Origin of the sequence: Sneathiella marina (genome assembly GCF_023746535.1) — a bacterium.
Lineage (GTDB): Bacteria > Pseudomonadota > Alphaproteobacteria > Sneathiellales > Sneathiellaceae > Sneathiella > Sneathiella marina.
On the sequence record NZ_CP098747.1, the window covers coordinates 2,552,727 to 2,576,304 of the forward strand.

Below are 23,578 nucleotides of genomic sequence, written 5' to 3' on the forward strand. Positions count from 1 at the left end.
GTTAAATCTCCTTTACGGCCGGGTATCCGCGGCCGATGGTTTCTGAAAGTTGATAAAGCTTGAGGGACAGCACCGGGAACCCGGTCAAATCCTGGTTGAAATCTGCGTTGAATTCCGCCAGTTCATAGGCATATTCCGTAGCGTCAGAGAGATATTTCGACACCGTTTTTCCCGCATGGGTAAAGACGAGCTCATAGCGCTCATGGGTTTCCGATAACGGGACAATCCCGTTCAGGCCGCCGCCGCCAATCCGGGTGCGCCGCTGCCAGCCCAGATACAGCCTGTTGTCGCGCCGTGTCGCGGTAATCTGAACCGGCGCATAGGGCCGTAAATCCTTCCCGGTCAGGGTACGGATTTCCGCCGGGGCCAGTTCCAGCGATTGCCCGGCCCCGACCCCCTTGAACGACCGGGGAAGGTTCAATTCACCCAGCGGGGTAAAGCCCCGCCCCAGGGCCTCTTCGCTCAACAGAAGCACTCTCTCACCGGTTTGATGGCTGTGCCGGGCGCCTTCGGTTCCCCGCCGGCCACGGATCAGTGTTGCCAAATGATAACTGCCATCGCCATTCTGGCTGACCTCGGCGAACTGGAGTATTTCATCCCCCACCAGCAGGGCATTCCCGCCGTTCAGCAAGGCCGCCTCGGATATGGTTTCCAAGGCCCCGCCGCCATTTACAAAGCTCACATCCAGGCTGTTCACCCGGTCGGTCTGCCACGGCGTGTCGGGGGCGGGCAGTGCCTGCAGGGCAATACCCCAGCTGGCATTTTCAAATACCGTTCCCGCCAATTGATACCGCTGATCATCACGGGCAACGTGTAGCGCGCCCCTCTGGACCCCGGGCTGATAGCGATCCAGGGCGAAATAATAGCGGCTGCCGCTGCCGGCCGTCGCGTCCTGATCGCGCAACAGGGGCAAATCGAGAATGAACATGTCGCCATGCGTTCCCTGACGGATCAGCACCTGTTCGTAGCCCGTGCCCGCTTGCCCGGAAACACGGGAGCTGTAATCAAAGGCGGAAATTGTTTTTGCTGTCACGGACAGGCTCATATCAGCGCCCAGATTAACCTCGGCCAACCGCATGACTGCATCGCCCGCCGGCAAGCTGACCTCTATCACATCTGCCGGGTCCAGCAGCAGATAGCGAAGCGGCAGCCGGGCGGTGAGCGACTGCCGCTCCGCCCAGAGGGCGTAAAGTGTTTTTTCCGCCGTCTGCCGGGCACCGTCCGCCGTCAGGGCCAGGGGCAAATTCCGGCTCAGGTGGTTGCGGCCGAACATGGTCGCGGTCGGCTGACAGCTACGCTTTTCCGATTGGGACCCCAGCTGATAGCCCGCATCCGCCGCCAGGTACGTCACCGAAATCCGTTCCGGCAGCTCGCTTTCCTGAACTCTTTGCAGGGTTGGTGGGGCCAGCAACTGGTCATGGTCCAGCAAGAGGGCCCGTTGCTGGTTGCGGGGAATAAAGCTGAGCTTCTCGTTGCTTTCCACCACATCAAAAAATCCGTACTGGCGAAGCGGTTGCAGGGCATCGGCAACGGACATGGACCGGTTGACCACATATCCCGGCAGCGGGGTTTGCAGCCTGTCCGTATCAAATTCCGCCGCGGACAGGCCCGCCCGGGTACAGAGGTCACCGACCACCCGCCCCAGATCCGCCGCCCCGCCCGAGCGGCGGCGGAGAAATAACCGCCGCAGGCCGACACCGGCATCAAATACCAGCAGGCTATCGCTGGACGCCTCATAAAGGTTTTTGGTGGTGCCGGTTATCCCGTCAAACCGGGTTAAATCGACCCGGTCCTTTTCCGCCAATGTCCCGGCGTCGAGATAGACCCCGTACCGCCCTGCTTCCACATAAAAAAGCTCGGAATTGCCATGGCCATGGCGCAAGGACAACGCGCCGTTCAAGCCGCCTGTATCGCGGCGGGCGCTCACGGTGGCGGAGAGCAGCGACCATTTGAAAATCCGGTGGTCATTTTGCAGGACCAGCTCTTCGCTGACCGGCAAATAGGCCACCAGCCGCGTCACGTTATTGCCCTCCCCGCCGCTACCGCCCCGCGGGGTCAGGTCCGCCGCCGCGATGTGATGGCGGGTGGAAATGACATTAAAGCGGCCTCCCTCCACGTCCGGGGCGCCGAAAATCGAGACATGGACAATCTCCAGGTCACTGATCGCTGAGGTGCCAAGCTGGCCTGACATGACAATCCAGCCGTCCTCGCGCTGATCGGTCACGGCGCCTGTACACACCTTTGCGGCGGTTTCGATTTTTGCCACCAGCTGCAAATCCTCGTCGAACACGGCAACCTGGCCGTTCTGCCGGGAGCCGAAAACCTGGACCCGCGCACCGGTCAGCCTGGAAACACAGTCCGTGGAAAAACCCAGCGCCGCAATGCCGGGCGGCAAGTCGGTGGTTTTTTCCAGGGTCAGCGCGGCCGCTTTGACCCGGTGCAATTGCCGTCCGCTTAACAGCCCGAAGCCTGTCCCGATCCAGAACCGCCCCTGCCGGTCCAGTGAAAAGCCGCTGGCAGCATCGGGAAGACGGGGAAAATCCCGGCCGATTTTCGCAGCCTGGACAACGGTCAGATCCTCCACCTTAATTTTACGCACCAGATCGACACCGTCCGCGACCTCGTAACTATAGGCAAATCCCCGATCCCCATCATACGCCAGCGACCCCGGCTGAAGACTGGGCTGCCTGCTGCTGGTCAGCGGATAAACAATGTCGGGCTCCGTGCTCACCAGCACCTCGATATTGGGCAGCCGGTTGCCAAAATCAGTCAGGGGGAAATCCTCGAACACCAGATAACAGAGGCCGCGATAAGCCGGCACCGCGTCTGCGCCAAGGGCCGCCGACATCACGCTATCGGGCAGTTGCGTTTGTGTGCCGGGATAAAAGCGGACGCGCAGGCCCGGCGCGATCACCGCGCCCGCCGCTTCGCGATCATAGAGGATCACGCCGTCCGCCCAGATTTTAATCAAGGCGGCAATCTCCCCTGCCGCGATGGCGACAGCGAAACTGCTGGAATAGGACATGCCCGCGGGTTGGCGGGGGCCCCCGCCTTTGCCGCCACCGCTGGCCGGGGTCCGGGTTGCCCGCCAGCCGGAGGTCCAGATGATCGTGCCGCCAAGCCGCATGGTGCCATAGATATGGGGGATCGGCCGCCCGTAGCTGGCGCCGGTGACTTTCAGATCACCAAGCTGCGATCCGGTATTTTCCGGGGTGTCGGGGAACAGAACCTGCCCCAATGCCGTTCCCAATGTCCAACCGGCTGCAGCTCCCACACCGGTTACGGACCCGATACCGGCACCAACAATACCCAAAGCAAGGCTTCCCATCAGCCCCCCTCCCGCAGGCGGAAAACCGCAACGGGCGGCCCCACATGATGCAGGTCTTCTTCCACCACCTGACGCCGTCCGGCATGGGCATGGATCACGGTAGACCCGGTATCTGACGTCGCGAGAAAGCCCAGATGAGCCGGGCATCCCTGCTCCATGAAAACACCAATATCTCCGTTTTTATAAGTACTTACGGATATATATTTCAGCTGATCATGAAGATCCTGCAGGAGAATCCTCCCGTCCTGCCGGCGGCCATAGCCGCGCCGGTCCTCAAGCCCCAGATCAAACCGGCTGGCCACGCAGACCAGCAGCCCGGCGCAATCCACACCGCGCCGGAAATCACGTCCCTGATGGCGCCAGCGCACCCCGATCCAGCGGCGGGCTTCGCCTATCAACAGCTCTGCTTCAGGCATCCGCGTCCTCCGTCAGGGCATCGGTCCCGGGGATATGCGGAAAGCCGCGAAAATTGATCTGGTTGGCAAAGTGATCCCGGCAGGTGGCGAAGCTTTTGTCGCAGCCCCGGGTCACCGTGACCCCGTCACCGGGCTCAATATCAAAGGGGGCGGCCAGAAACAGGGTCACCTGTTGCGATCCCGGCTGCCAGTGACTGATTTCAAGACGGCGACCGGCATTCAGGCCGCTGGTAAAGGACAGCACCCCGCCGACCGGCTCGCCCGCCTCTGCGGCATAGTCCGACAGGATAAACTCACGGCGGCTCACAACCGCGGCCACCTGATCCTTTTTCATCAGCGCCGCCGTATCGACGGTGCAGGCCCCATCGCCGAAATCGGCCCGGCAGGTGGGCCCGTATGTCTCGCCGATTTGTGTCAGCAGCGCCTGACTCAACCCGCGCAGTTCGGCGGTAAATTGCTGATCGATCAGCGACAGCTCCCCCAGCCAGCCCGTGCGAAGCGGGATGCTTCCCATGCTCAAATCCTGCCAGTTGACCATGAAAATATGGATTTGGGCATGGTCATACAGGCCCGATAAAAGATCTGTTTCGGTGATCGCGTCACTGTCTAAATATCCAATGATATCAAGGTTATCGACCGTAAAGCTGTCGGAATTGGTGATGGCCGTCCGGGAATATCCCTTGTCCGCCTCATATATGTCGCCGTCAATATCCAGATCCTGGTCAAAATCGGTGAAAAACATCCCCATCCCATCGGTCCGCCGGAGCCGCCAGCAGGTTACCAGCGAGGTCAGGTCGCCTTGCAGATGCGCGGCCATTGCCGGGCTGGCGGATTTCATAGGCGGATCTCCACCAGCTTGATGCTTTGCCAGTGATGCACATCCGGCCCCGGGATAACCGCCTGCAGCAGATCCGTATCAAAGCGCACGGGCACATCGAACTCACAGGCCAGCGATATATCAACGGCCTCCGCCGGCGGCAGCTCAAGGCTGAGGATACCGCTGGTCGCGTCAACGGACCAGCCACTTGCCTGCTCTGACCCGGACAGGTACAGATGGACAGTGCCCGGGGCAATCTTGTTCAGCAGCCGGTCATAGGGTGCGGCGGGCAAATCCTCATCCACATAGCGCTTGAAAATCTGAAACTCGGTTTGCACGCCGTTGCCGGTGCCGATGGTTTGCCGGGGCATCCGGAAATCGGAAAAATCCTTCAGCCGGAAGCCATAAGCCCGCCCCCGGCGCGCATGAAAGAAATTGAGGATGGCTGTCCATTCGGCCCCGCGGCTCGGGCTTAAATCCACGGAATAGTCGCGGCGGGCCTGCGCCCAGTTGATATTGCGCTGCTCGTGACCGGAATTGAGGACCTGCACCGTGGTTGAAAACCGCGGACCTCCGCTGGCGCCATAGGACACCGTGGTCGGAAACCGCACGTCGTGAAAACTCATGGCTTATCCATTCCTTTTCAGTTGTCGCTGGGCCGCCCGCAAGGCGTCGCCTTGAATCTGGGCCTGACTGCGACGGAAACTGTCGGCATCAGGTGTGGTGATATGGAACGACAGGTTGATCGTGGGAGCTGCGTCTCGATGGTCATTTTTCCGTTGTTGTTGAGGGGTTTGCACCGTCACCTTCTCCCCCCGTGTCAAGCGCAGGCCAACCAGGTTGCGATCGGTCCCGGCGGCCCCGCCCACGGTAAAGGCACCGCCGTTGGCAAATCCGGGAAACATCCCCGCCAGAGAGGAAATGGCCCCCGTCAGCAAGCTATTGTTGGTACCGGTAGAGGGCGTGGTTCGCTTTGAGCTGCCCAAAACCTGATGGCCGAGTTTCAGCAAATCCCCTTCCAGCCCCTTGAGGACGGATTTGAAATCGCCGCCCTTGATCATCAGCTTGCTGAAGGCAGACCCGAACGCGCTCTCCAGTGTCTTGCCCGCCCGCCCGGCTATGGCCGGCAAATCTGCAAGATCGCGGACCAGCGGATCAAGGCCGCGGCGTCTTCCCGCTGTCAGGCCGCTGAGCGTATAGCCAAGGCCGAGCACCTGCCGGGTCAGGGCCCGGGCGTCACGCGCGGCCTTGCGGCTGTTGCCGGACAAATGATCCAGCATTTTCAACCCTTCCTTCAATTGCGAAAGCTCCGTCATTTCCGTTCCTTCAATCCCGCGTCCATACATTTCAATGACATTTCAAAAAGATCCTGTAACAAATTGATTTCAAACATATTTGGGAGCATCCCAAACCGGGTTTCCACATCCATCGCCAGCTGCGAGGGCGGTATCGCCCCCGGTATTTCCCGCCGGCCATAGAAGGGCAGCAATGCCAGCCACCAGTTGCTCACATGCTGCAGACAGGCGGGCAGCTGTGCTGCTGCACCGGGTTTCGCCCGCCCAGCTTTTTGATACACCGCCCGCCGCGTCACCCCGCCGCCCAGATCCTCGGCCATCCAGAGCTGATGCCGAACCCAGGATTTGAGGCGATCGGCGGCTAGGGCAAAAAATGCGCTCTGTCCTCCACGAAGCTCACCACCTGCTCGCGGATCCACAGCTGCTCCGTATATAGCCGCCGGGCATTATCTGGCGTGCAGGGAAATTCGGCGCCGTCATAGTCTATTTTCTCCCAGCGCAAGGTCAGAGCCGCCAGCCGTTCCAGCAGCCGGTTCTCCAGATCCATGGCTGTTAAATCCAGTTGCCGGTCGCGCAGCTGGCGATCGATTTGCTGGCGCAACAGATGCCGGTAGCTAAGCGCATCCTCTCCTTGCAACCAGATCACCGCCGGCAAGTCCGCGCCGGATTTGGGATGCCGCAGGGTCAGCGGTGCCCCGGTTTCCGCCCGGGCCTGGCACTCAAACCGGGAAAGATCAAAATTTGGGTCAGACATGAGCATTCCTTTTGGGCTGTTCATTACGATATACTGCGGGTGATCATCAGGTTGCTGCCAGTGGCCGCATCAAAGCGCGCCGTGAACGGCAGCGTCAGGGTTACGGGGCCGTCGCCCGGCACCGCATTGTCAGCGCCCGTATAGAGGATATCCGGCAGGGTCAGGGTCAGGTTTCCAGCATTGCTGTCCAGGGTAATTTGCAGGCTGCTGGCCGTCCCGGCGCGGAATTTCTCCAGTAAACCGGCGCTTTCAAAGAAACAGAGCATCTCACCGCTAACCGTTGATTTTCCAGCATAAATCGATGATGCCGCGGCAGCCCCCACAACATAAGTCGGCGCCAGGTCATTCTCGATCAGCAAATCCAGCCCGGCAACGATAGCAAGGGGATTTCCGCCCTCCAGCACCGCCGCCGAAAAGCTGTCAAATGGCGCGCTGGCGGGCGCCGCGACTGGTGTCGCGTCAAGGGTATCAGTCGCATAGCGGACCGCCTGCCCGATCATGGAAAACTGCCCGCGCACCAGCGCGTCCGGCTTGATGGACAGGCTCAGCTTGTCAACCACGCAGCCGGTCAGCCGCTGATAGGTTCCGATATCACGAAAGGCCCGCTCCAGGGTAAAGCTGGGCTGATTTGTCCCGGTTTTCAGGATATCCGATGACCAGTCCGATTGCAGGGCGGCGGCCAGCAGATCGTCGAAGGCGCCAGCGGCAAGCTCGAACCCCAGATCACCGGACACGCTTTCCTGCCCGTGAAAGACTCCGCCCTGTTGCCGATCGGCGCGGATTTCATCGGCCTCAAACAGGGTTTTCGATAACCCGATATCACAGCTGGTATGACGCAACACCGTCATCTGCGGTGCTGACGGTATCTCGCCGAACGCCGCCTCCCGGGTATAAAAAAGGCCATGCCGGGCCCCGGATGCAATTCTCATGAGTTTCTCCTAGAAATAGCTGCGCCACTGAAGGGACAGCGGCAGGGATGTCTGTTTCAACGGCGATGGGGCCGAACCGGGAACGGTGGAACCAAGACTGGCCACCCCCAGATGGACCAGCTGATCCTCAAAGGTCAGCTCAAGGCCCGGATAAAAATGACGGCGCAGGGCGGCCACCGTGGCCAGCGCGTCCTGGCGGTCGGGATCATGGACAGTGATCCGGTAGGTCCCGGAATGATGCAACGGCATCTGCGCCCCCAGCAACACGGATTTCGCCGGGTCGGGCAACAGCGCCACTTCCAGATACGCCGTGCCATGGGTCGGGCGAAACGGCCGTCCGGGAAAGGCGATATTCGCCGATTGATAGGCCAGAAGATGGGTATCAAGGGCCGCCTGCAGGCTGGCATAGCTCATTGATAGGTCACCTCATACAGGATCCCGGCCCCCAGATCGGCGGGCACCACCTGCATCAGGGTGACCAGCACCTGGCCCAATTGCAGGTCATCATCGATGCGGGGCACCATGTCTGCGCATTCCAGCAAGCCATGGCGACAAGCCGGTACAATAACTGTATCGGCTGCGGTGTGACGGACGGACAACGGTTTCTCCGTTGCCACAAAGCGGATGGCCACGGAACGGGTGGTCTCCACAAGCGTCGATCCGGGCACATGGTCACCGGCGGTTTTACGGATCAATTGGCCCGATTGCGCCACATCCCCGGCGGCGGTAAAGGCCCGCTGCACGGCGCGTCGAATGGTTGCGTTTTTCATGATCTAGCCCCGCGCCAATGTCTGGGCGGAAACCCGCGCCCCGATTTGCCGGAGCAAACGATAGACGAAGCTGCCGCCGCGCCCGCCGGTCTCATACGTCAGTTCCAGCGCGCCGATCCTTTCCTTCACCGCCCGGCGTCCGTCCAGCCCTTGCGTGTCCTGTAAAAATGTCGCCGCCAGTTCCAGCGCGGCGGTGCGTAACGCATGGGGCAAGCCGGTCAGAGCCCGGCCGTCGCGGTCATAGACGGCATTGCGCGGCCATTTCAGCCCCTGATCCCAGATGAGAACCCTGCCCGGATAGCTGTAGCTGTCAATATGCAGGCTGGCCCGGATCAGCGCCTGTTCGCGCTGCCCGCCGGTGGCGCTGCCCCAGTCGTCAAGGGCGAGCGCGGCGAAATGGCTATCGGCCTCGGCCAGCGACACATAGCTCAAGGCGCCGGTAATGCCGGTACCGGTTTCTGTAATAAGCGTCATGAATTCCGTTCCTGAAAGGGACATGGGAGGGAAGCGGGAGTGTGCGCCCCCGCTTCGATTTCAGAGTTGGCTCTACCCGGCGAGGCGGACGGCAAGCGCCGGACGGACCAGCGCCACACCCCACAGGATGTCAAACTCCCAGACCACCTGTTTATACTGGCGGCTGACTTCCAGCCGCAGCGACAGGCCGGTCACCGGGTCGGTCATGGACAGGATCTGGTTGCCCAGCCCCAGCTCCTGGGAGCTTTGCGCCAACGGCCGGTTGGCGAAGGCGAAGGCATCGCGGTTGAACACCAGATTGACCACATGATCGCCGACGAAGGTCAGTGCCGCCTTATCCGCCGGGCTTTGCTGCAGGGCCGGTGTCAGGGTCACGGTTGCCTCCGTGCCCGATAAATCGCTGGCCCCGGTAACGGCATATTGCTGCGCGTCCCCATCAATGGTGAAGATATCCCCCACCGCCGGGGCGGTTGTCAGCCCGCCCAAGATCAGGCTATGTCCCGAGTGTCCCGCGCCCTTGACCAGCGGTGTCCCGGCGGCGGCGGTGACATGGGTCGGCACATGATCGTCACTATGCCAGTGGATGCCATATTTTCGGCCGATCTCGCCGTCGATCTTGACCCCGTCACTGCCTGCCCGATCCGCATCGGCAAAAGCCGCAAGATTAAGCGCCTGCGCCTCGGCTTCAAAATCGAGGACGCCGAAACGGTTTTCCTTGGGCGCTTTTTGTTCCAGCAGCAACCGGCGGGCCGCCGTGGCGTCGGTGGCATCCTTGGCAAAGGGGGTGGTCCCCGCCGTCCCCACTAACCCGGGAATGCCCACATATGTCGCATGGATGGACTGATTGACCGCATTGGCCAGCGCCCGGATTGCGGCACTTGCCTGCACGGGGAGGAAATTATCGCGCATATCCACTTCCATCATTTCCTTGTCGGTCAGATAGAAACTGGCTTTTTTCCAGTTGGTCAGCTCGATTTGCACTTTTTCAAGGGCGCTGTCTTCGGGCGCCTCGGCGGTGATACCGGGTGTCACATCCTCCGCTGTCAGGGCGGAGGGGAGGATTATATCCACCGTATCGCCTTTGGCCGCGGCGTCCGCACTATAGTCGCCATTGACCAGCCGCGGCATCACCGCCTGTTCGCGCAACGCCAGCAAACCGCGGGCCAGTATTTTCGGCATGGCTGCCGAGATATCATTTGTCATGAGATGTCTCCGATTGGGTAAAAGTCGGTTGTGAGATAAAGCCCGTCCCGGGCTGGTGCCGCCTCTCGCGGACTTAAAAATACAGGCGTTGCAACACAAAAGGTCATCCGAGCAGTGTCACCTTGCCCGCCGCAATATCTTCGAGGCGGGTATTGAGCGCCCATTGAGAGCGCCCGGAAATTTCGCCGCCGCCCGTATGACTGCCAGTGCTGCTACCACTGGCCGGGTCCATGCCGCTGCCCCGCCGTACCAGCGGATCAAAGGCACGGGCAAAGACCGGGGATCCGCGAAATTCTTCCAGCAGGTCATCGGCGGTCATCAGCTCGCCCTCCGTGGTTTCGCGCAACGATCCATCGCTGGCCAGCACCCGAAGGACGGGCGCCCCCGCCTCTTCCACCAATGTCAGCGCCGCTTCCAGATGGGGCAGGAGCAATTCGGGGCTGCCCCTGCCTTTGAGGACCGCTTCCGTCGCTTTATGGGTTTTCAGGTCCTGGTGGTTCTGCGCCTGCAGTTCCTCAATCCGCATTTGAGCCTCCGCCGCGGCGGATTGCCGGGCCCGGGCGCTTTCCGGATCCGGGGCCAGCTGTCGCCAGGCTGCCAGTTCCCGGGTCGCCCTTTGCGCCGACTTACGTTCCTTTTCAAGGGCCGAGCGCAATCCCGACACATCCAGCTTTGCGGCCAGTTCCGGGACCAGCCGGAACCCGGCATCGCCAGCTTCGTACAAGGGCTGGAACTGCTCTGGTACAGGGGTCAAATCTTCTATATCAACGGGAAAGTCAAACATGGGCACCTCACTAAAAAAGCCCCGGAAAACGGGGCTGCCAAAAGGGAATGTAAAATCTGCGCACCGGTTTAGCCCCCGCCTGCCCCATTGACGGACAGGCTGTCACTCAGCAGGCCGCGTTGGCGGGCCTCGGCCAATAACTCATCCTGACTGATATCCCCGTGCTGCCGGGCCGCCATCAGGAACTGCATATCCGCCGCCCTGTCCCCGCTGCCTGTCGCACTGCGGCTGACACCGATGGCCCCGAAATCGGCAATTTCCAGCCACCGGGCCAACAGGGCCAGCACCGCATTGAGGCTATCCTCCAGGTTCATGGTCATGGCACTGAGCGGTGACAGGGCATCGGCGGCATCCAGCGCCCGCCCCGTTGCGGTCTCCCGCCCGGTCGGGGTTTCGAACTGCAGCCCGAACTGCTGCATGGCCGCCTCCAGCGCCTCCAGCTCTCGCGCCCCGGCGGCCAATGCGGCGCCGCTGCTTTCCACATAATAATAGCGGCCCTCATTTTCCGTGGTGGTCAGCACCTTGTTCGGCCCGACCTCGATGGCGCCATCGATTTCCGGATCATAGCCGGACGCCGCCAATATGGGAAAAGACGCCACATTCAGCGCGTTGCGCTGATCGGAACGGATCTGGTAATGCTCCAGATTGAGAAAGGCCAGGTCTTCCAGCGGCGGCGCCGCCTCCAGAAATCCCGTGCGGTTGGTATACAGGGTCACCAGCGGAATCCGGCCCAGACTGTTCTCGCCGCTCTCGCGCAACTGCCAGTCACCGCGGTCATCGGCCCGGTACAAAGACCAGCTCTGCGGCTCCAGCACCCGGATCTGCGTCACCTCCTTTTCCTCAAAGCCCTGATAATCAGTCGCTTTTTCGCGGATGCGAACCTGCGTCAGGACATTATCCTGCCCGCAGATATCCCATTGGGCGCCGATAAGCTGGTCCGCCGTCACCTGTACCGCATAGGGCCGGGCATCCGGCCCGCCCTCTGTATGGGCGGGAAAATCCACCAGCACATGGGACAGGCCGTTGACCAGGGCATCCTGAAACCAGTCGCGGGCAAAAATGTTCAATCCGCGCCCCATCAGGTCCATATTCTGTAGCAGGGCCACAAGTACGGGTGGGGTGGCGGTGTCAATGATCAGCGGCTCTGCCAGAACCCGGCCGGTCAGTTTCTGCACGGTCCGGCGAAAATAATTGCGCAGCACGGACCGGCGGGCCCGCTCCGCATAGGTGCGGCCATGTTCTGCCGGATGCCGTGGTAAATAGCGGCTACCCGCCGCCTGCATCGCCAGACTGCCGCCCATTAAAGCTTGTGGCAGGGCCCAGCGGCGCGCCATGCGCGCATAAGCCAGAGAGGGTGTCGAGGGATCATTCATGCGTCCATATCCTGTTGTCTTTTTTGCGGATACCCGGTGAGCCCGTTAAAGGCCTCGCAGACCGCATCAACCTGATCATCATGCAGGCCGCCGGGAAACCCTTCCAGCTCACTCAGGAAGGCCTCGTTCCACGGCCCCGCCACCAGCAGGACATTGCCCACTTCGGCTTGTCCGGCGAAGGGTTTCGCCCGCACATATTTACTGCCGGTCACCGGTTGCGTCGAAATCCGGTATCCGGCCAGCAGCCGGGCCAGAGACTGGGTCTGGGACTTGCCCGCCTGCCCCGGATCCTGCGGCAGGGCAACGCCCACCCGCCGGCCATCCTGTTCCGCCAGCGTCCGCAGGGATTTCTCCACTTCATGGGGAGATCCCTGAAACCGTTCCACATGCTCCACATAAAACACGCCGCGATCATCGCAGCTCACCTTCGCTCCGACGGTCCAGTCGCGGGGCTGGCCCGGTTCGCCGCGACATGAGGCCAGATCCCATCCGCGGATGCAGTGGCGCTGACGAGCCGGCGCGGCGGCGACAATGGGAAACCAGCTGCGGCGAAACACCACCCCGGCATCGGGCCGGATTTTCCAGTTGCCGCGCAGCAGCCGTTCCCGGTCAACCGTGGCAAGGGTCGCCAGATTGGCCTTATATCCCGGATCCTTTTTCATCAGGATCCTGTTATCCTCCACGTTGGCCGCAACAAAGGTCACCGACTTGGCCACCTGCCCCGGATATCTGGCTTCCAGCTTATGCCGGTCGCCGCTCCATTTCAGGCTATCCTCATGGCGGATAAACCAGCGCAGCCGACCGGATCGCTCCGGCCGGGGATAGCCGGTTTTGGGGCTGATCCACCAACGGACAAACTCCGCGACCCAGCTATCCGCATCGGGATTACAACTGGCCCGCACATAGGGCCGGCTGCCGGACAGGGAGCGATTGCGGCTCAGCAGGTAAAAAAACTGCGACTGGGAAAAATGCGTCAGTTCATCAAAGCCCAGATAGCTGATCTGCGCCCCTTGCCAGTCAAACTTGTTCTTCTCATGCTCCAGATGCCCGAAACTGATGATGCTGCCGGCGGGAAACCGCCAGCTCAAGGTACTTTCCCGTGCCGTCCCGCCCATGTCGCCATACAGACCCGATGCCGTATCCCAGAGGCCACCTTCGTTGCGCACCTGTTTCACGGTCCGCCGGAAAATCACGGCGCGAAACTCGCTGTCATGCAAATGCCTGAGGGGTTCCATCAGCAAGGCAAAACTTTTCCCCCCACCGGCCGCACCGCCATAAATGGCTATGTCAGCCGCGGACGACAGGAACAGCTCCTGCGGTCCGGCTTGCGGTTTAATCGCGTCCATTTTCGGGCAAATACAAACGGGGCGCCTTGAAGGACGCGGATCCTGTGTCATTGGCGGCGACGGGACGGTCGCTATATTTCATCGGGGAGAAATTCGCCATCAGCCATTTACGCGTATCAATGCGCAGCTTGGAGCGCGGGACATCTTCCCCCGGGCTCTCGGCCTCCGCCTCATTGTCATTGTCATTGTCATTGGCCCCGTCGGAAATTTCAAGAATTTCCCCGGCCAGCACATCGGCCATAAACTGCCGGATGATCACTTCCTCCTTTCGCTGAAAAACCGATCCCAGCACCGCCACCATATCGACCAGCCGTCCGGCTTTGCGAATTTCCTCAAGGATCGGCACGGCATTCTTGCGCCATTGAAACCGTTCCTGAACCGTCTTTTTGATCACGTCCAATGTATTCATTGGTTTCATTCCAATTCAATTTAAATACTAGTTAATAGTGTATATAATTTCCCGAATAAGAGCTTTTCCCGGGAAAATGACACGGCGAGTGTCCCGCCATCCTGATCCCTGAAATCTGAACCTTGATGCCAAAGTCACAGCGTTTGCAACTGCTTATGGCTTCAAGTCAGATTTCAGAAAGCCAAAAAAAAGGTCCAGAGGAAAATTGATTTCCTGTGGACCCACCTCTCGACTATGAAAATTATATTAGCTTAATGTTCCCCGCTTGTCAAGCCCTTTTCTCGCGGTTGGTGTTTCATAGAAACTCGCACTCGAATAAATACAGGCTTTTCATGAGGTTTTCCTTGGCAAATCCGTTTCTTTTCCGGCGCGCCTTATCGACAGCCCGGCAGCTTTTGCCAAACACGAGAATGTCCAGCGCCGCAGTTACGGACAGCCCCTGTTCCTGCATGCGCGCCGCCCATTGCACAAAGCCCCGCATCAACTCCAGATGCCAGGCGCCGCTGTTGCCCGAAGAGGTTGGCATGCGGGAAAAGGATTGTGTCCGAAACCCCAGCCCGACCGTCCGCAACCTGAAGCCCAGCATAATCCGCTCCGCCGCCCGTATTTGGGATGCGGACATTTGAGTGAACAACCGCTCAGGGGCTGCGCTCCGTCTTTTTCCTGTCCCCTGGCCCTTGGCCTTGCCTGGCGCCGTCCCGTTATTGTTGGCTGGCTGCCGGGTTCCCTGTTTTGAAATGGTCGCCAGCTTACGGGGGCCGGCTGATGTTGTCTGACCCTTGGATCCTGTTTTGGATCCGGCCTTGGAATTTTCACCCTTCATAACTCCTCACAATCTATAATTTGCTGTGGAAAATACCCCTCCACATATTTAAATTTAAACGGCCGAAAGCCAGCCGTCGTTTCAGGTTAATAGTCGAGAGAAAGTAGGTGTCAGAAGGCCGCGTCGTTTCTGGTTATATATAGGTTAGCGGCGAATTCGATGTCCCTGGTTGCCTTATAAATTGCTCCGCAATGAAAATGCCAGGCGAGCGAATAATACCAAAAATAGTTTCTAAAAGTATTTAATTCTAATTATACTATAGTTTATTCCGGCAAAACTGTCAACAGGGTACGGGGCTATTGGAGAGCAACCTCTTGAAATTAAAAGTATTATTTAATAAACCTGCAATCTGCCCTGAAACCAATAGCCACCAGGTGACACGCATTTGATCTGAGCTCTTGAATATAAAGTGGTATATCCATAGATTAACAAGAATGTACTGGTAAAAACAACAAACCACAGATGGATCAAATGGAAACGCGCAAAGACTTCGTCGACAGCATCGGAAATACTCCCCTTATCAAACTAACCGCCGCCTCGGAGCTCACCGGATGCGACATTTATGGCAAAGCCGAATTCCTGAATCCCGGCGGCTCGGTCAAGGATCGCGCGGCCCTGGGTATCATCAAGGACGCAGAGGAAAAGGGCCTGCTCAAACCCGGCGGCATTATCGTTGAGGGGACAGCGGGCAATACCGGCATTGGCCTGGCCCTGGTCGCCAATGCCAAGGGCTACAAGACGGTCATTGTCATGCCGGAAACCCAGACAGATGAAAAGAAGGCATTGCTGCGCTATTGCGGTGCTGATTTACGACTGGTCCCGGCCAAACCCTATAAGGACCCGGACAACTATATCAAATATTCCGGCCGCCTGGCGGAGGAACTGGCCAAGACACATCCACAAGGGGTGATCTGGGCGAATCAATTTGATAATGTCGCCAACCGGCAAGGACATATCGACGGCACCGGCCCGGAAATCTGGGAGCAGACCGATGGCAAGATCGACGGATTTGTCTGTGCTGTCGGCAGTGGCGGCACATTGGCCGGCATTTCAACTGTCCTGCGCGGCAATAATCCAGATGTCAAAATCGGTCTTTCGGACCCCATGGGATCAGCATTGTACAATTATTACAAACATGGTGAATTGAAAGCCGAAGGCGGTTCTATCACGGAAGGAATCGGTCAGGGACGGATTACCGCCAATCTGGAAGGATTGAACGTGGACCTGACCTATCAGATCGACGATGTAGAGGCGCTGAATGTCTTGTATGACCTGAATATCCATGAAGGGTTGCAGCTGGGAATCTCGACAGGAATCAATGTGGCCGGGGCCATTCGCATGGCCCGGGATCTGGGTCCGGGACATACCATTGTCACCATTTTGGCAGATACGGCGCAAAAGTACTTTAGCAAACTGATGGACGTTGATATGCTTCGGGAAAAGAATCTTCCGGTCGCACCCTGGCTGGCGGATTAGGAGACTAACCGGAGCCATTTATGACACTACCCCTGTTTCGAGATGATGCCTACCTGACCACCACGGATGCCGTTGTCACGGCCATTAACGAGGCCGGCGGTATCATCCTCGACCAAACTGTTTTCTATCCCACCGGCGGTGGCCAGCCCGGAGATAACGGCTGGCTGACCACCGCGGACGGAACGGAAATTGCCCTCGTCACCACCGTCAAGGGGGATACAGCTGGCGAAATCGTCCATGTGCCCGCCGAAGGATCGATGCTGCCGGATATCGGCAGCCCGGTGGAAATCGAAATCGACTGGAAAACACGGCACCGCTATATGCGCATGCATAGCTGCCTGCATCTGCTGTCGGCTGTCCTGCCCTATCCGGTGACCGGGGGTCAGGTCTCCGACGGCAAGGGCCGGCTGGATTTTGACCTGCCCGAAGCGACCCTCGACAAGCAAGAGATCACGGATGAGCTGAACCGGCTGATCGCGCAGGGTCATGCCCTGTCCAGTGACTGGATTGGCGAAGAAGAACTGGACGCAAAGCCGGAATTGGTTAAAACCATGTCCGTGCAGCCGCCGCGCGGCAATGGTCGTATTCGCCTGATCAAGGTCGGGGACATCGATTTGCAACCTTGCGGCGGTACACATGTTCGCAACACCTCGGAAATCGGGCCCGTACGGGTCCGCAAAATAGAAAAAAAGGGCCGGCAGAACCGCCGGGTATCCCTGATATTTGATGACGAAACCACTGGATGACGAAAGAATACGCATGTCCTATGTAAACCCCAATTCCCTTGTTTCCACTGACTGGCTGGCAGAGCATGCCAAGGCACCTGATGTGCGCATTGTCGATGCGTCCTGGTATATGCCCGCCGCCAACCGCAACCCGCGGGCAGAATATGACGCGGCACATATTCCAGGTGCCGTCTTTTTCGATATCGACGAGATTGCCGATACGGACAACTCCCTGCCCCATATGGTGCCAAGCCCGGAGAAATTCTCCAGCCGCATGCGCAAACTGGGACTGGGAGACGGCAACCGCATCGTCATTTATGATGGATCGGGTCTGGTCAGTGCGGCCCGCGCCTGGTGGTTGATCCGGTTATTCGGCCATGAAGATGTGGCAATCCTCGATGGCGGCCTGCCCAAATGGAAAGCCGAAGGACGCCCGCTGGAAGACTTGCCGGTCAAACTGGCCGAGCGCCATTTCACTTCCCGCATCAACAGTTTTATGCTGCGGGAGAAAGATCAGGTACTGCGCAATATTGACAGCAATCGTGAACAGGTCCTGGATGCCCGCTCCGCCGGGCGTTTTACCGGATCCGAGGCAGAGCCCCGCGAAGGGCTCCGTGGCGGTCATATTCCCAATTCGCATAATCTGCCCTTCACCGAACTGCTCAATGAGGGCGACAGCACAGTACGCACTGCCGAAGAGCTATCCGCGGCATTTACAGAGGCCGGTATTGAACTCAAGCAACCGGTTATTACCTCCTGTGGATCCGGCATTACGGCTTGTGTGCTGGCATTTGGACTGCATTTGCTGGGCCATCGACGGGTTGCCGTCTTTGATGGTTCCTGGACCGAATGGGGTCTCGACGAAACAACACCTGTGGAAACTGGACAATAACCGATGCCGATTAAACGCCCCCCCGAACCGACGTTGTCGGGCAAATGGCCCGTGACGATTACCTATCTGAAAATGGAAGACCGCCCCGCCCATGCCACGCTGCCTGCCCCGGCGGCGGCTCATGCGATTATCCGCGCTGAAGACCCGACGGTGTCCTTTTATCGTTATCTCTATGATGCGGTGGGACGGGACTGGGCCTGGACGGATCGCAAGAAAATCACCGATGAGGCCCTGGCCGAGATTATCACCAATCCAGCCACTGAACTCTATGTGCTGTATATCAAAGGGGTTCCCGCAGGCTTTGCCGAGCTGAATAAAGCGGACATGCCCGATGTGGTTGATCTCGCCTATTTTGGTATCATGCCGGAATTTATCGGCATGAAAATGGGCCCGTATTTCCTCAGCTGGGCGCTGGAAGAAGCCTGGCGCGATGATCCTGACACAGTGACCGTCAATACCTGCACGCTGGATCACCCCAAAGCCCTGCCCATGTATCAACGCTTTGGCTTTCAGCCGATCCGTCAGCAGGAACTGGAAATTGACCCGATCCCTGATCCGTGATCACTTTTTTGGCAAAATCCTGAGATTTCTTGACCTCAGGGACATATGAACTTACTCTGATGGAAGGGTGCATGGATGCCCTGTTATCAAGGTGGTCCTTATGAAATCTCAAACTTCAAGGGCAAGATTGTCACGATCCACTGCCCTCGCGTTACTTGCAACACCTCTTTTCGCCTTCGCCAGTGCCGCGGCGCCGCAAATCATGGCCGTCGCCTCTACGGATCTGGATATCCCGGTTACCTGTGAGGGCGGTGAATGCAGTGTGGAACTTTCCTCTATTTGCCTGCAGGAACATCGCGGCTCGCCTTATCCCGGCACCGCCTATTATGTGCATGGCGACAACAATTTCCAACTGACGGGTGTCACCGACGCGGGACAGGAAATCAAGCTGTCCAGCATTGACCTGAAAGTCGAGGCCGCCCGCGGTCATAACGCCGTTAAAGTTGCCTTTAATGAAACGGCACTGCGCAAATACGGACCGATGTCGGTCAAGATTTCCGTGCCCAAGGATATGTCCATTGTGCCCCTGCCCATCGCCAACGACGTCAACCCGCAAACTGAGGCGGATATCGAGCTGGCCACCGGCCCGCTCCGGCAGCTGGCCAGCAGCATTGTCGATGACGATGTGCAAAAGCGCGATGCAGCGGAACTTCTCAACCAGACGATCAATCGCCTGCCCTGGCGCGGCCGGGCAACGGATGGGGAACGACTGGCCGCCGAAGCGGAGTATCGCGAGATATTGGCAACGGCGCCCTTCTCTCAGCGGGCGAAAGCCAATGCCGATGCTGTCATGAAAGAATGCGCGACCCGTACCTATGCCGGGTCCTTGACCCTGCGCCAATGCCTCGGCAGCTGGCATGACCGGTTGATCGGCAAGCTCAACACCAAATACTGGAGCCAGCTGAAATCCGGCAGCTAGCTTTTATTCAGTCGACAAAAAAAGCCCGGCGATTTCTCACCGGGCTTTTTTGTTGTCTTGCGCGCGTCAGGCGTTATGCAGGATTTGCGACAGGAACAGTTTCGTCCGGTCGCTTTGCGGATTGTCGAAAAACTCCTGCGGGGGAGCCTGCTCGATAATCTCACCGGCATCCATGAACATGACCCGATCCGCCACGGTCTTGGCAAAACCCATTTCATGGGTCACACAGATCATGGTCATGCCTTCTTCGGCCAGACTGATCATGGTGTCCAGAACCTCAGAGATCATTTCCGGATCGAGCGCCGATGTGGGCTCATCAAACAACATGATCCGCGGGTTCATGCACAGCGAGCGGGCAATCGCCACACGCTGCTGCTGACCGCCCGATAGCTGTCCGGGATATTTCAGCGCCTGTTCGGGGATCTTCACCCGTTCCAGGAACTTCATGGCCACAGCCTCGGCTTCCTCTTTCGGTGTCTTGCGAACCCAAATCGGCGCCAAAGTGCAGTTTTCCAGAACCGTCAAATGCGGGAAGAGATTGAAATGCTGAAACACCATGCCGACTTCGCGGCGGATTTCATCAATCTTCTTCACGTCATTGGTCAGCTCTATGCCATCGACGATGATCTGTCCCTGCTGATGCTCTTCCAGACGGTTGATGCAGCGGATCATCGTCGATTTACCGGACCCGGAAGGCCCGCAAACCACGATTTTCTCACCCCGTTCAACACTCAGGTTGATATCTTTGAGGACATGGAATTCACCATACCATTTGTGCATCCCGATCAACTGGATAGCAACATCTTCTTGCGTTTGAGTATTGGCAGCTTCACTCATATCTCTGCCTCCTATCTTTTATGACCGGTATGGAGTTTGTTCTCCAACCAGATGCTATAACGTGACATGCCGAAACAGAAGACCCAGAATACCATGGCAACGAAGATATACCCTTCCGTCGCCATTCCGAGCCATTCCTTATCCGTGGTGCCGGCTTTAACGATGCTCAAGAGATCCAGCAGACCAATGATCAGCACCAGTGTCGTGTCCTTAAACAGACCGATAAAGGTGTTCACAATGGACGGGATGGATATCTTCAGCGCCTGGGGCAGAACAATCAGCCCCATGGCTTGCCAGAAACCAAGGCCAAGTGACTTGGCAGCCTCCATTTGTCCTTTCGGGATCGCCTGCAGGCCACCGCGCACGACTTCCGCCATATAAGCAGCGGAGAAGAGCGACATACCCACCAACGCCCGCACCAGCTTATCGAAATTCACGCCTTCGGGCAGGAACAGCGGCAGCATGACAGACGCCATGAACAGCACCGTGATCAGCGGCACGCCGCGGATCAATTCGATAAAGCCAACACAGAGCATTCTGACGATCGGCATTTCCGACCGGCGTCCCAGGGCCAGAACAATTCCCAGTGGCAGCGCCACGAAAATCGATACCGACGCCAAGACCAAAGTCAGGAACAACCCACCCCATTCAGATGTTTCAACCACCGGCAAGCCGAAGTAGCCGCCTGAGAACAGGAAGAAGCAGATTACCGGATAGATCGCGAACATATAAATGGCAGGCCATTTTTTGTTCTTCACCCAATCCGACAAAATTCCGAACAGGCCGATGGCCCCCAGAACATAGCCGACATCCACTCGCCAGCGTTCTTCAGCCGGATAGAAGCCATACATGATCTGACCAAATCGCGCCTTGATAAACACCCAGCAGGCGCCAGAACCCGTACAATCATCTCGGGTTTCCCCGGCAAAATTTGCATTGATGATCGTATAGGAAACAAAACCACTGATAGCAGTCCAGGCCACATAAATGGACACAAGCGTAAGGATAATATTCAGCGGGCTGGAAAATAGATTATTCCGCACCCATCCGATAACACCCGATTCTGACACCGGTGGTGGCAGGTCGGGATGACGATCTGTTTTTACAATAGCCATCTTACCTCTCCACCAATGCAATACGTTTGTTATACCAGTTCATGAACATTGAGATAATCAGGCTGATCGATAGATAGAACAGCATGGTAATCCCGATGACCTCAATGGCCTGGCCGGTCTGGTTCAACGATGTTCCGGCGAAAATCGCCGTAATATCCGCATACCCGATGGCGGTCGCCAAAGACGAGTTTTTCACGAGGTTGAGATATTGACTGGTCAACGGCGGTACGATCACGCGAAGTGCCTGTGGCAGAACCACCAGGCGCATGGCAAGGCCGGCCCTGATACCCAATGAATTGGCAGCTTCCGTTTGTCCATGACTGACCGAGTTAATACCCGAGCGCACAATTTCAGCAATAAACGCCCCTGTATAGACGGACAATCCAATCCACAGGGCCAGGAATTCCGGCTCCAGAACCCAACCGCCCTTAATTCCAAATCGTCCGAAATTCGGATAATCAATGGTGTAGGGCAAGCCCATAATAAGTGCTGCAATTGTCGGCAGGACAATGATCAAACCAACCGTTGTCCAGAAAACCGGAAAGGTCTGGCCCGTCAGATCCTGACGTTTTTTTGCCCATTTGGAAATAAACACCCCGATGACAATCGCCAGGATCAGGGCAACTGGAATGACCCAGAACCCTTCTGACGGAATGATGCTGGGAAAATTTATTCCCCGGTTATTGACGTAGAAATTGTCGCCAATTTGCAAACTTTCCTTCACCAACGGCAAAACGCCGAGCACGGCAAAATACCAGAATAGTAATTGCACCAAGAGTGGAATATTCCGGACGACCTCGATATAAACTGCAGATATCTTGTTAACAACCCAGTTCTTGGATAGCCGCAAGACTCCGAATATGAAGCCGATGATAGTTGCAAGGAAAATACCGGAGATCGAGACGGCAAGTGTATTGATAATACCAATCAACAAGACGTCAAAATGAGTGGAAGTCTGGCTGCTATAGTCCATGATCAGGACAATGCCAATTCCAAAACCCGAAGGCTGTTGCAAGAAACCCAGTCCGGAGGCGATCCCCCGTTTCTCTAAGTTTTCTGCGGTGTTGCTGCCAACATAGGCAACAAAAGCGACAAATAGAACGATAACGAGAATTTGGTAAATGATAGCCCGAACTCTCGGATCTCGTAACTTACTATCTCCCGCTCCTAGACCCTGTACATCAGTGGTCATAAGAGTCCCCTCCTCAAAACGTTACTGCAAAATCAGGTATGAAAAGCAAAAAGAGTGCATGTCCCGTGAGGGGCATACACTCTTTTCTTTTCTTTTCGTTACTAACCTCGCTTAACGCATTGGTGGGGTGTAAAGGATACCTCCCTTGTTCCACTGAGCGTTTAGACCACGGGCAATGTTCAGAGGTGTCCCTTCACCAAGGTTCTTGGAGAAGCTTTCACCGTAGTTTCCGACCATTTTGATAATGTTGTAAGCGAACTCTTTTGACAGTCCCAGCTGCTCGCCAAGATCACCAGAAGTACCAAGAATACGGGCGATGCCAGGATTTTTGGTGTTGGCTTTCAAATCATCAACATTTGCAGAAGAGATATTATGCTCTTCGCCGGCGATCATTGCATTCAAAGTCCAACGAGCAATATCACCCCACTGGTTGTCGCCGTGGCGAACCAACGGACCAAGAGGCTCTTTGGAAATGATTTCTGGAAGAACGATATGTGCTTCCGGATCAGCAATCACTGAACGCTGTGCATACAGGCCGGATTGGTCAGTTGTGTAAACATCACATGTATCTTGCATGTAAGCTTCACGAACTTCGTCAGCTGTGTCGAACAGAACTGAGTCATATTTCATGCCATTGGCAGTGAAATAGTCGGCCAGGTTCAATTCAGTTGTTGTACCAGACTGCAGGCATACACGGGCGCCATCAAGTTCAAGAGCGGATTTAACGCCCAGAGCTTTTTTGACCATGAAGCCTTGGCCGTCATAGTAGTTCACGCCGACAAATTCAAAACCGAGATTAACATCACGGCTGAATGTCCAGGTTGTATTCCGGGCCAATACATCAATTTCACCAGACTGAAGCGCTGTGAAGCGTTCTTTGGCTGTCGTTGGTGTATATTTTACTTTGTCCGGATCCGCGAAGATTGCGGCGGCCATTGAACGGCAGAAGTCGACATCAAAGCCTTCCCACTTACCGTCGTTATTTGGGGCTGCGAAGCCGGCAAGACCTGTGGTTACACCACATTGGATAAAGCCTTTAGCTTTCACATCGTCCAAGGTTCCAGCAGTTGCTGCTGTCGCCAAAAGTGTCGCAGAAGCAGCGACAGCAATAAAAATTGCTTTCTTCATGAATAAACCTTC

26 protein-coding genes are annotated in these 23,578 nt (G+C 57.5%); 5 read left to right on the forward strand and 21 right to left on the reverse strand.

What is annotated here, in order from left to right; translation table 11 throughout:
* Nucleotide 1 precedes the first annotated feature (1 nt).
* The 17 genes from NBZ79_RS12145 to NBZ79_RS12225 form a co-directional block, all read right to left on the reverse strand.
* The gene (locus tag NBZ79_RS12145; RefSeq protein WP_251932697.1) at nt 2-3,328 is read right to left on the reverse strand and encodes a phage tail protein; all 3,327 of its coding nucleotides are present in this window, start codon (nt 3,326-3,328) and stop codon (nt 2-4) included.
* On the reverse strand, nt 3,328-3,744 hold the full coding sequence (locus NBZ79_RS12150) for a C40 family peptidase (RefSeq protein ID WP_251932698.1): 417 nt from the start codon (nt 3,742-3,744) through the stop codon (nt 3,328-3,330). Before NBZ79_RS12150 ends, NBZ79_RS12145 begins: the two co-directional genes overlap by 1 nt.
* Entirely contained in the window at nt 3,737-4,582 is an 846-nt protein-coding gene (locus NBZ79_RS12155) for a DUF2163 domain-containing protein (protein ID WP_251932699.1), read from the reverse strand. Before NBZ79_RS12155 ends, NBZ79_RS12150 begins: the two co-directional genes overlap by 8 nt.
* Complete coding sequence (locus NBZ79_RS12160; RefSeq protein ID WP_251932700.1) at nt 4,579-5,187, reverse strand: DUF2460 domain-containing protein; 609 nt, start codon at nt 5,185-5,187, stop codon at nt 4,579-4,581. The genes NBZ79_RS12155 and NBZ79_RS12160 overlap by 4 nt, the downstream gene beginning before the upstream one ends.
* 3 nt (nt 5,188-5,190) lie before the next feature.
* A complete protein-coding gene (locus NBZ79_RS12165) occupies nt 5,191-5,877 on the reverse strand; it encodes a hypothetical protein (protein ID WP_251932701.1) in 687 nt (228 codons plus the stop codon).
* Nucleotides 5,874-6,275, reverse strand: a complete 402-nt coding sequence (locus NBZ79_RS12170) for a hypothetical protein (RefSeq protein WP_251932702.1) — start codon at nt 6,273-6,275, stop codon at nt 5,874-5,876. The genes NBZ79_RS12165 and NBZ79_RS12170 overlap by 4 nt, the downstream gene beginning before the upstream one ends.
* Nucleotides 6,218-6,610 (reverse strand): hypothetical protein, encoded by a 393-nt coding sequence (locus tag NBZ79_RS12175; RefSeq protein ID WP_251932703.1) that lies wholly within the window; start codon nt 6,608-6,610, stop codon nt 6,218-6,220. Before NBZ79_RS12175 ends, NBZ79_RS12170 begins: the two co-directional genes overlap by 58 nt.
* Before the next feature lie 23 nt (nt 6,611-6,633).
* Nucleotides 6,634-7,539, reverse strand: a complete 906-nt coding sequence (locus NBZ79_RS12180; RefSeq protein WP_251932704.1) for a phage tail tube protein — start codon at nt 7,537-7,539, stop codon at nt 6,634-6,636.
* 9 nt (nt 7,540-7,548) lie between these two features.
* The gene (locus NBZ79_RS12185) at nt 7,549-7,953 is read right to left on the reverse strand and encodes a phage tail terminator-like protein (RefSeq protein WP_251932705.1); all 405 of its coding nucleotides are present in this window, start codon (nt 7,951-7,953) and stop codon (nt 7,549-7,551) included.
* The gene (locus NBZ79_RS12190) at nt 7,950-8,309 is read right to left on the reverse strand and encodes a hypothetical protein (RefSeq protein WP_251932706.1); all 360 of its coding nucleotides are present in this window, start codon (nt 8,307-8,309) and stop codon (nt 7,950-7,952) included. Before NBZ79_RS12190 ends, NBZ79_RS12185 begins: the two co-directional genes overlap by 4 nt.
* A gap of 3 nt (nt 8,310-8,312) precedes the next feature.
* Nucleotides 8,313-8,783: a DnaT-like ssDNA-binding protein gene (locus NBZ79_RS12195; protein ID WP_251932707.1), complete on the reverse strand. Its 471-nt coding sequence runs from the start codon at nt 8,781-8,783 to the stop codon at nt 8,313-8,315.
* 72 nt (nt 8,784-8,855) lie between these two features.
* Entirely contained in the window at nt 8,856-9,986 is a 1,131-nt protein-coding gene (locus NBZ79_RS12200; RefSeq protein ID WP_251932708.1) for a major capsid protein, read from the reverse strand.
* 103 nt (nt 9,987-10,089) lie between these two features.
* Nucleotides 10,090-10,770 (reverse strand): hypothetical protein, encoded by a 681-nt coding sequence (locus NBZ79_RS12205; protein WP_251932709.1) that lies wholly within the window; start codon nt 10,768-10,770, stop codon nt 10,090-10,092.
* A gap of 68 nt (nt 10,771-10,838) precedes the next feature.
* Entirely contained in the window at nt 10,839-12,143 is a 1,305-nt protein-coding gene (locus NBZ79_RS12210; protein WP_251932710.1) for a DUF4055 domain-containing protein, read from the reverse strand.
* Nucleotides 12,140-13,489, reverse strand: coding sequence for a phage terminase large subunit (gene terL / locus NBZ79_RS12215; RefSeq protein ID WP_251932711.1), 1,350 nt, complete (start codon nt 13,487-13,489; stop codon nt 12,140-12,142). Before terL ends, NBZ79_RS12210 begins: the two co-directional genes overlap by 4 nt.
* The gene (locus NBZ79_RS12220) at nt 13,476-13,898 is read right to left on the reverse strand and encodes a terminase small subunit-like protein (protein WP_251932712.1); all 423 of its coding nucleotides are present in this window, start codon (nt 13,896-13,898) and stop codon (nt 13,476-13,478) included. The genes terL and NBZ79_RS12220 overlap by 14 nt, the downstream gene beginning before the upstream one ends.
* 295 nt (nt 13,899-14,193) lie before the next feature.
* A complete protein-coding gene (locus tag NBZ79_RS12225) occupies nt 14,194-14,721 on the reverse strand; it encodes a hypothetical protein (RefSeq protein ID WP_251932713.1) in 528 nt (175 codons plus the stop codon).
* A gap of 471 nt (nt 14,722-15,192) precedes the next feature.
* Here NBZ79_RS12225 and NBZ79_RS12230 point away from each other — a divergent pair, with 471 nt between their 5' ends.
* The 5 genes from NBZ79_RS12230 to NBZ79_RS12250 all read left to right on the forward strand — a co-directional run bounded on the left by NBZ79_RS12230 (nt 15,193) and on the right by NBZ79_RS12250 (nt 19,294).
* Nucleotides 15,193-16,197, forward strand: a complete 1,005-nt coding sequence (locus NBZ79_RS12230; RefSeq protein ID WP_251932714.1) for a cysteine synthase A — start codon at nt 15,193-15,195, stop codon at nt 16,195-16,197.
* A 20-nt stretch (nt 16,198-16,217) separates the two neighbouring features.
* Nucleotides 16,218-16,943, forward strand: a complete 726-nt coding sequence (locus tag NBZ79_RS12235; RefSeq protein WP_251932715.1) for an alanyl-tRNA editing protein — start codon at nt 16,218-16,220, stop codon at nt 16,941-16,943.
* Nucleotides 16,924-17,814: a 3-mercaptopyruvate sulfurtransferase gene (gene sseA, locus NBZ79_RS12240; protein ID WP_251932716.1), complete on the forward strand. Its 891-nt coding sequence runs from the start codon at nt 16,924-16,926 to the stop codon at nt 17,812-17,814. Before NBZ79_RS12235 ends, sseA begins: the two co-directional genes overlap by 20 nt.
* A gap of 3 nt (nt 17,815-17,817) precedes the next feature.
* Nucleotides 17,818-18,375, forward strand: coding sequence for a GNAT family N-acetyltransferase (locus NBZ79_RS12245; RefSeq protein ID WP_251932717.1), 558 nt, complete (start codon nt 17,818-17,820; stop codon nt 18,373-18,375).
* 100 nt (nt 18,376-18,475) lie between these two features.
* Nucleotides 18,476-19,294, forward strand: a complete 819-nt coding sequence (locus tag NBZ79_RS12250; RefSeq protein ID WP_251932718.1) for a hypothetical protein — start codon at nt 18,476-18,478, stop codon at nt 19,292-19,294.
* 66 nt (nt 19,295-19,360) lie between these two features.
* Here NBZ79_RS12250 and NBZ79_RS12255 read toward each other — a convergent pair whose 3' ends face one another.
* From NBZ79_RS12255 to NBZ79_RS12270, 4 genes are all read right to left on the reverse strand, one after another.
* Nucleotides 19,361-20,131, reverse strand: a complete 771-nt coding sequence (locus tag NBZ79_RS12255; RefSeq protein ID WP_251932719.1) for an amino acid ABC transporter ATP-binding protein — start codon at nt 20,129-20,131, stop codon at nt 19,361-19,363.
* Between the two features lie 11 nt (nt 20,132-20,142).
* The gene (locus tag NBZ79_RS12260) at nt 20,143-21,246 is read right to left on the reverse strand and encodes an amino acid ABC transporter permease (protein WP_251932720.1); all 1,104 of its coding nucleotides are present in this window, start codon (nt 21,244-21,246) and stop codon (nt 20,143-20,145) included.
* Nucleotide 21,247: 1 nt separating this feature from the next.
* Nucleotides 21,248-22,438, reverse strand: a complete 1,191-nt coding sequence (locus NBZ79_RS12265; RefSeq protein WP_251932721.1) for an amino acid ABC transporter permease — start codon at nt 22,436-22,438, stop codon at nt 21,248-21,250.
* Between the two features lie 111 nt (nt 22,439-22,549).
* Nucleotides 22,550-23,566, reverse strand: coding sequence for an amino acid ABC transporter substrate-binding protein (locus NBZ79_RS12270; protein ID WP_251932722.1), 1,017 nt, complete (start codon nt 23,564-23,566; stop codon nt 22,550-22,552).
* Nucleotides 23,567-23,578: the final 12 nt, after the last annotated feature.